At 70.7% G+C, this 8194-nt stretch carries 5 protein-coding genes; 2 read left to right on the top strand and 3 right to left on the bottom strand.

Annotation, left to right across the window (positions count from 1 at the left end; all coding sequences use genetic code 11):
* Nucleotide 1: 1 nt before the first annotated feature.
* Nucleotides 2-2368 (bottom strand): glycoside hydrolase family 31 protein, encoded by a 2367-nt coding sequence (locus ACH4G3_RS34280; RefSeq protein ID WP_397628115.1) that lies wholly within the window; start codon nt 2366-2368, stop codon nt 2-4.
* 212 nt (nt 2369-2580) lie between these two features.
* On the opposite strand from ACH4G3_RS34280, the gene ACH4G3_RS34285 reads away from it, so the two are divergent.
* Nucleotides 2581-4548, top strand: coding sequence for an acetoacetate--CoA ligase (locus tag ACH4G3_RS34285; protein WP_397628116.1), 1968 nt, complete (start codon nt 2581-2583; stop codon nt 4546-4548).
* A gap of 86 nt (nt 4549-4634) precedes the next feature.
* A complete protein-coding gene (locus ACH4G3_RS34290) occupies nt 4635-5525 on the top strand; it encodes a hypothetical protein (RefSeq protein ID WP_397628117.1) in 891 nt (296 codons plus the stop codon).
* 69 nt (nt 5526-5594) lie between these two features.
* Here the strand turns inward: ACH4G3_RS34290 and ptsP are convergent, their stop codons facing one another.
* Together ptsP and ACH4G3_RS34300 are read right to left on the bottom strand one after the other, a co-directional pair.
* Nucleotides 5595-7265, bottom strand: a complete 1671-nt coding sequence (gene ptsP / locus ACH4G3_RS34295) for a phosphoenolpyruvate--protein phosphotransferase (protein ID WP_397628118.1) — start codon at nt 7263-7265, stop codon at nt 5595-5597.
* A 78-nt stretch (nt 7266-7343) separates the two neighbouring features.
* Nucleotides 7344-7793 (bottom strand): PTS sugar transporter subunit IIA, encoded by a 450-nt coding sequence (locus ACH4G3_RS34300; RefSeq protein WP_020275938.1) that lies wholly within the window; start codon nt 7791-7793, stop codon nt 7344-7346.
* Between the last annotated feature and the right edge of the window lie 401 nt (nt 7794-8194).

Below are 8194 nucleotides of genomic sequence, written 5' to 3' on the forward strand. Positions count from 1 at the left end.
CTCAGCGCTCTCCGGCCCCGCGGACGCGCACCGGGTGGGACGGCACGCCCCCGCCGTCCTCACCCTCCAGCTCGACGATCACCCGAGAGCCCGTCCACCGAGCGGTGTAGCGCTCGATCTCCGGCTCGTCCCACCCCTCGCCCCCGTCCGGGACGACCAGCCCGCCCCCGGTCCGTCCCCGGGCGGGCGCCCACACCTCCAGCTCCAGCCCGCCGTCCTCCCCGCGTACGGGAAGCACCGCACCCGCGCGTGCGAACACCGGTATCCGCGACAGAGGCGCGTCGACGAGCACCTGCGCCGGTCCCTCGTACGCCTGCTCCGTCACCGTGTCGTTCCAGCGCCCCCGCGGCAGCTGCACGGCACGCCGGTCCGCGCCCGGGTCGAGCACCGGCGCCACCAGCAGGCTGTCGCCCAGCAGGAAGGCGTCCCCGCAGTCACGCAGCGCCCGCTCCTCCGGCGCCCCCCACCACAGGGGCCGCACATAGGGCGCCCCGGTACGCCGGGCCAGATGCGCCAGCGTCATGAAGTACGGCAGCAGCCGCCGGCGTTCGACGAGCGCCACGCGCGCGTGCTCCAGCACCTCGGCACCGAACTCCCACGGCTCCCTGCGCCCCGCCCGCAGACTCGCGTGCGTACGGAACAGCGGCAGATACGCCCCGAGCTGGAACCACCGCAGGAACAGCTCGGGCGAGGGATCCCCGTCGAAGCCTCCGATGTCCGGTCCCGAGTACGGCACACCGCACAGTCCGAGCCCCATCACCAGCGCCAAGGACGCCCGCAGTCCCGGCCAGCCGGTGGCCACGTCACCAGACCAGGCCCCTCCGTAGCGCTGCATGCCGGCCCACCCCGAGCGGGAGAACAGGAACGGCCGCTCCTGGGGCGCGAGTTTCCGCAGTCCTTCGAAGCCCGCCCTGGCCATGCACAGCGCGTACACGTTGTGCGCCTCGCGATGGTCACCGCCCCGCCCCTCCAGGGAGTGCCGCGCCGAACGCGGCAGCGTCGACTCCCCGAAGGCGGCGAACGACGTGGGCTCGTTCATGTCGTGCCAGAAACCCGAGAAGCCCCGGGCGAGCCGCTCCTCGTAGAGACCGCCCCACCACTCACGCACGCGCGCGTGCGTGAAATCGGGAAACACCGCCTCCCCGGGCCACACGACACCCCGCACGACCTGCTCCGAGGCGTCCCGCACGAACGCGTCCCCGGCCGTACCGCCGTCGTACACGGCATTGCCGGGCAGGGCCTTCACGGCCGGATCGACGATCGACACCAGCCGGATGCCGTCCCTCCGGAGCTCCTCGGCCAGAACGGGCAGCTTCGGGAAACGGTCCTCGTCGACGGTGAACGCCTGATGCGCGTCGAAATGGTCGATGTCCAGGTGCACGGCGTCGAGCGGCAGACCGTGCTCCAGGTAACCCGCGACGATCCGCCGCACCTCCTGCTCACTGCCGAATCCCCACCGCGCGTGGTGGTGCCCGAGCGCCCACGCGGGCGGCAGCGCGGGCGCGCCGGTCAGTGAGGCCCAGGCGAGCAGCACGCGCGCGGGCGTGCCCGCCATCACCCAGCAGCGCAGTGGGCCGCCGTCCATCCGCAGCTCGCTCGTCCCGGCCTGGTCGTGCCCGGAACCGGCGCCCTCCTCGCCCTCCCGCAGCGTCACCGTGCCGTCCCACGAACTGTCGTGGAACACCAGATGCGTACCGCCGTCGGACACCACCAGCTGCACCGGCATCGTGATGTACAGGGGGTCGTCACCGGGCGCGAAGGCGTGACCGGGGTCGGTGTTCCACAGCCGGTACGTCCCGTCCGGCAGCCGAGGACCCGAGGCACGACCACCCAGCCCGAAGAACCGCGCGTCGGCAGCCACCTCCGACCGCTGCATCCACCGCGCCGGACCGCCACCGACCGGCTCCCACCACCGCGGCGGCAGATCACGACGCAAGGTCACGCCACCTGGGGTGCGCACCTCCACCGCGCCGTGCCGCGACACGACGACCGTCACCCGCTCGGCCACCACCCGCCAGCCGCCGTCCTTGTCCGGCTCCAGCACCGCCCGCGGATCCGCCTCCGGACACCGGCCGGCCAGCGCGTACGACGGTTCGGGCTCCGCCCCGTCCCAGCCCCAGAAGACGGCTCCGTTCACTGCGACGAGGATCCGCAGCTCCGACCGGCTGAACCGCACCACACCGCCCCCCGGCCCCGGCTCCACCTCCTGCACGGCCCCGGGCACCCGCGCACGCTCCGCCCCCCGCGCCGGCAGCCCGGTGGCGTCGGCCCGCCGCCTGCGCCACGCTGCTCGTACGGTACGCACACCCTGCGCCGCGCCCACCGACCCCACCGCTTTCACCGAACGCACCAGGTCACGACCGTTCATGCTGCTCACCCTGCCACTGACCGCCCCACGTGGGCGTGTCGTTCAACTGCCGTTCACCCGTGCCGGGACCACATCTTCACGACACGGACTATGTGGGGGGCACCCTGGTGCCGAAGTCGATCACATGGCATTGTCCGTGCCAGCCGCGTCACGCGCACACCCCAGCCCGTGCGCGGAGGACGCACACGACGCGCACAGTCCGGGAGCCGACCATGTCGACCGATAGTCCTCAGCCGCTGTGGCAGCCAGACCCCGAGCGCATCGCCCGGGCACGGATCACGAGGTTCCAGGCCTGGGCCGCCGAGCACCACGGCGCCCCCGCAGAAGGCGGCTACGCGGCCCTCCAGCGCTGGTCCGTCGACGAGCTGGAGACCTTCTGGAAAGCCGTCGCGGAGTGGTTCGACGTCCGTTTCTCGACGCCCTACGCGCGCGTACTCGGCAACCGTTCGATGCCGGGCGCCCAGTGGTTCCCCGGCGCGACCCTCAACTACGCCGAACACGCCCTGCGCGCGGCCGACACCCGCGCTGACGAACCGGCCCTCCTGTACGTCGACGAAACGCACGAACCAAGCCCCGTCACCTGGGCCGAGCTGCGCCGCCAGGTCGGCTCTCTGGCCGCCGAACTGCGCGCCCTCGGCGTACACCCGGGGGACCGCGTCAGCGGCTATCTCCCCAATGTCCCGCAGGCCGTGGTCGCTCTCCTGGCCACAGCCGCCGTGGGCGCCGTCTGGACCTCCTGCGCGCCCGACTTCGGCGCCCGCAGCGTCCTCGACCGCTTCCAGCAGGTCGAACCGGTCGTGCTGTTCACGGTCGACGGCTACCGCTACGGCGGCAAGGAGCACGACCGCCGCGAGATCGTCGCCGAACTGCGCCACGAGCTGCCCACCCTGCGCGCCGTCGTCCACATCCCCCTCCTCGGCACCGAAGCACCCGAGGGCGCCCTGGAGTGGTCGGCCCTCACCTCCGCCGACACGGCCCCCGTCTTCGAACAGGTGCCCTTCGACCACCCCCTGTGGGTGCTCTACTCCTCCGGCACGACCGGCCTGCCCAAGGCAATCGTCCAGTCCCAGGGCGGCATCCTGGTCGAGCACCTCAAGCAACTCGGCCTGCACTGCGACCTGGGCCCCGAGGACCGCTTCTTCTGGTACACGTCGACCGGCTGGATGATGTGGAACTTCCTCGTCTCCGGCCTGCTCACCGGCACCACGATCGTCCTCTACGACGGCAGCCCCGGCTACCCGGACACCGGCGCGCAGTGGCGCATCGCCGAACGCACCGAGGCCACCCTCTACGGCACCTCGGCCGCCTACGTCATGGCCTGCCGCAAGGCGGGCGTCCACCCGTCCCGCGACTTCGACCTCTCCTCCGTCCAGTGCGTCGCCACCACCGGCTCCCCGCTGCCGCCCGACGGCTTCCGCTGGCTCCACGACGAGGTCCGCGACGACCTGTGGATCGCCTCCGTCAGCGGCGGCACCGACGTGTGCTCCTGCTTCGCCGGAGCCGTACCGACCCTCCCGGTCCACGTCGGCGAGCTACAGGCTCCCTGCCTCGGCACCGACCTCCAGTCCTGGGACCCCAGCGGCAACCCCCTGGTCGACGAGGTCGGCGAGCTCGTGGTCACCAACCCCATGCCGTCGATGCCCATCCACTTCTGGAACGACCCCGACGGCAGCCGCTACCACGACAGCTACTTCGACACGTACCCCGGCGTCTGGCGGCACGGCGACTGGATCACCGTCACCTCCCGCGGATCCGTCGTCATCCACGGCCGCTCCGACTCCACGCTCAACCGCCAGGGCGTACGCATGGGATCCGCCGACATCTACGAGGCAGTGGAGCGCCTCCCCGAGATCAGGGAATCCCTCGTCATCGGCATCGAACAGCCCGACGGCGGCTACTGGATGCCCCTCTTCGTCCACCTGGCCCCCGGGGCCGTCCTCGACGATGCCCTGCTGAACCGCATCAAACAGACCATCCGCGAACAACTGTCACCGCGCCACGTCCCCGACGAGATCATCGAAGTACCCGGCGTCCCCCACACCCTGACCGGCAAACGCATCGAGGTCCCGGTCAAACGCCTCCTCCAGGGAACCCCGCTGGAGAAGGCGGTCAACCCGGGCTCCATCGACAACCTCGACCTGCTGAGCTTCTACGAGGACCTGGCCCGCAAACGCGCCTGACCGCCACCGCCCACCTTGCTCGCCCCCGTTGTCAGTGCCGCCGATTACTGTGAGTGAGCATTGATCGACCGTGCACAGGGGGAACAATGACGCACACCGACAGCCGGACCATGCGACGTGTCCTGCACCGCGAAATCGCCGGCACCATCGGCCTGCTCACCGACGAGCACGACTTCCGTGCCATGCGGCGCTACCGCAGCTTCACGTTCGACGACCACACGGCCTACCTCAAGCACGTGGAAGGCCTCCTCAGGACCCGGGCCCTGCAAGGCAGCCACACCACAGTGGCCCTCTTCGACCCCGAGGAGTACGCCGAGTTCTGCACGCAAAAAGGCCTTGATCCCGACAACCCGTCGAGCCGCACACGCTTCACAGCACGACTCGCGGTCACAGGCCCGACCCTTCCGTACGAGGGCCAGCCGCTGTCCGACCTCCTTCCGGTCCTCGTCGACGAGGCCGTGCGCCAGGCCACCTGGGAGTACGCGACCACACTCCTCGCCCGCCTGGGCGCCTGCACCTCCTGCGGCGAGGACCTCGCCCGCGCCGCCTTCGCCCGCGCCTCGGACCTCCTCGTCCGCATCCTCGACACGGCTCCACCCGGCAACCGGCACCTCGTATGCAGCGTCACCGGCCCGCCCGAAACGCTCGTCGCCGCCCTCCACGTAGCCGACACCGACGGCGACGTGAAACTCGACGAGACCGAAGCCCTGGAGTTCACCACGGTCCTGGCCCTCGGCCTGGCCACCGAAAGCCCCGGAGGACTCGTCATCCGTGCCAGCGCCCCGGGCAACCCCGACCGCGTCTACGGCTGGCGCCTGCGCGCATACGGACTCGAACCACTCACCGCGGGAGAGGTCTTCGACGCCTACTGCACGGACGTCGAATCCGGCGACCTGATCTCCCCCGAATCCAACGTCGACTACTGCGAGCCGCCCGACCTGGGAGAGGTGAAACCGGCACAGGGGCACAACCACTGAAAAGCGGGCGGGGCGCCCCACCGCAGTGGAGCGCCCCGCCCGTGGCAGCCGCGGCCGGTCATGCCCGGCTCACTCGCCCGACAACACCGCCTGCGCCGCGCTGCGCGCGTCCTCGGCGCTGTCCGTGGCCCGCGCCGCCGCCGCGGCCCGCTCACACTGCGCCAGCGTGTACTTCGCCAGTGTGGCCCGGACATAGGGAATCGACGCCGCGCCCATCGAAAGAGAGGTGACGCCCAGACCAGCCAGCACACAAGCGAGCAGCGGGTCGGACGCGGCCTCACCACAGACGCCACAGCTCTTGCCCTCGGCCTTCGCCGCCTCGGCGGACAGCGCCACCAGGTCGAGCAGCGCGGGCTGCCACGGATCCTGGAGACGGGAGACCGCACCCACCTGACGGTCGGCGGCGAAGGTGTACTGCGCCAGGTCGTTCGTCCCCAGCGACAGGAACTCGACCTCCTGGAGGATCGAGCGAGCCCGCAGCGCGGCCGACGGAATCTCGACCATCGCGCCGAACTTCGCCCGCAGCCCGGCCTCGCGGCACGCGTCCGCGAAGGCCCGGGCGTCTGTCCGGTCCGCGACCATCGGGGCCATGACCTCGAGGTAGACCGGCAGCCCCTCCGCGGCCTTCGCGAGCGCCGTCAGCTGGGTACGCAGGATCTCCGGGTGATCCAGCAGCGTCCGCAGACCCCGCACGCCGAGCGCCGGATTCGGCTCGTCGGCCGGCGTCAGGAAGTCGAGCGGCTTGTCCGCGCCGGCGTCCAGCACCCGCACCACGACACGCCCCTCGGGGAACGCCTCGAGCACCTGCCGGTATGCGGCGACCTGCTTCTCCTCGGACGGCGCCTGCTTGCTGTCGTCCAGGAAGAGGAACTCGGTACGGAAGAGACCGACACCCTCGGCCCCGGCCTCGACGGCTGCCGCCACATCCGCAGGGCCACCGATGTTCGCGAGCAGCGGCACCTTGTGACCGTCCGCGGTGGCACCGGGACCGGTCGAGGCCGCCAGCGCCGCCTTGCGCTCGGCTGCCGCGGCCTCGAGCTGGGCCTTCTTCTCCTCGCTCGGGTCCACGAAGATCTCGCCGGTGCTGCCGTCGACGGCGATCATCGTGCCTTCGGCGAGCTCCCCGGCACCCGGCAGCGCGACCACGGCCGGCACCCCGAGCGCCCGGGCCAGAATCGCGCTGTGGCTGGTGGGACCGCCCTCCTCGGTGACGAAGCCGAGCACCAGAGTCGGGTCCAGCAGGGCGGTGTCGGCAGGCGCCAGGTCACGGGCGACAAGGACATAGGGCTCGTCACTGTCGGGGACACCCGGCATCGGCACCCCCAGCAGACGGGCGACGATACGATTCCGCACGTCGTCCAGGTCGGCCACACGACCGGCGAGGTACTCACCGGCGCCCGCCAGCAGCTCGCGGTACGCGGCGAACGCGTCGTACACCCCGCGCTCGGCCGTGCTGCCGACGGCGATCCGTCGCTCCACGTCTGCCATCAGCTCGGGGTCCTGGGCCATCATGGCCTGGGCCTCGAGTACCGCCTGGGCTTCGCCCCCGGCCAGGTTGCCCCGTGCCATCAGGTCGGCCGCCACAGCCTCCACGGCCTTGCGGGCGCGCCCCTGTTCACGCTCCGCCTCCTCCGCGGGTATCTGCTTCGCGGGCGGCTCCAGCACCGCCGTTCCCATGTGCCGAACCTCGCCGATAGCCACACCGTGGCTCACGCCGACGCCTCGCAGCGTTGTGTCCATCTCACCCGTCTCCGATAGTGCGGCGGGTCCGACCGCCGCGTTGGTTCTCCTGCTGGCCGCCGTACGACGGCACTGACATCACTTCCAGAGGAAGAGGCTGTCGCCGGCCTTCACATCGCCGTCGTCACGAAGGTCGGAGAGTGCTTCGGCCGTGGCCTCCAGCGCCACGATCGGGCAGACCGCGGACTTACCGGCGGCCTCGACGGCAGCCGGGTTCCAGCGCACGATGCCCTGACCGCGCCTGACGGTGTCACCCTTGTTCACGAGCAGCTCAAAACCCTCGCCGTTGAGCTGCACGGTGTCGATACCGAGGTGGGTGAGAACACCGTGACCGTTCTCGTCGACGACGACGAACGCGTGCGGGTGCAGGGAGACGATGACGCCGTCCACGGGTGAGACGGCCTCGGAAGGCTCACGTACGGGGTCGATCGCTGTGCCTGGGCCGACCATGGCCCCGGAGAAGACCGGATCCGGCACGGATGCCAGTCCGATGGCGCGTCCTGCGAGCGGGGACGTCACGGTGGTCATGGGAAGCCTCCCAGGGGTGGAGATCGATATGGGCCGTCCCTGGTGCCGGGCGGCACACTGTTCAGCAGGGTATGTCACCTGAAGTGCCGGTTCCGCGTGAGCGCTTCAGAGTGGTCTAGACCATACCGCAAATCGATTTGCACCCGCTCCAGGGCCGCGTGTACAGTCGTACTCCTGCCTGGGGCTGAGCGACGCAACCTCGTGTCCTCGCCTGGCAGCACCCAACTTGTCAGATCCTATCTCGGGGTCACTTTCTGCATGCCTGCAGGATGGTGGTCAGAGGGCCGGAAAAACACTGGTAGAGTTGGAAACGCAAGACCGAAGGGAAGCGCCCGGAGGAAAGCCCGAGAGGGTGAGTACAAAGGAAGCGACCGTTCCTTGAGAACTCAACAGCGTGCCAA

It is taken from the genome of Streptomyces afghaniensis (assembly GCF_044327915.1).
In the GTDB taxonomy this organism is placed as follows: Bacteria; Actinomycetota; Actinomycetes; order Streptomycetales; family Streptomycetaceae; genus Streptomyces; species Streptomyces afghaniensis.

Excerpts from the sequence above, each read along its gene's own strand:
- ACH4G3_RS34285 (WP_397628116.1), top strand. The coding sequence starts at position 2,581 with ATGTCGACCGATAGTCCTCAGCCGCTGTGGCAGCCAGACCCCGAGCGC.
- ACH4G3_RS34280 (WP_397628115.1), bottom strand. The coding sequence starts at position 2,368 with ATGAACGGTCGTGACCTGGTGCGTTCGGTGAAAGCGGTGGGGTCGGTG.
- ptsP (WP_397628118.1), bottom strand. The coding sequence starts at position 7,265 with ATGGACACAACGCTGCGAGGCGTCGGCGTGAGCCACGGTGTGGCTATC.
- ACH4G3_RS34290 (WP_397628117.1), top strand. The coding sequence starts at position 4,635 with ATGACGCACACCGACAGCCGGACCATGCGACGTGTCCTGCACCGCGAA.
- ACH4G3_RS34300 (WP_020275938.1), bottom strand. The coding sequence starts at position 7,793 with ATGACCACCGTGACGTCCCCGCTCGCAGGACGCGCCATCGGACTGGCA.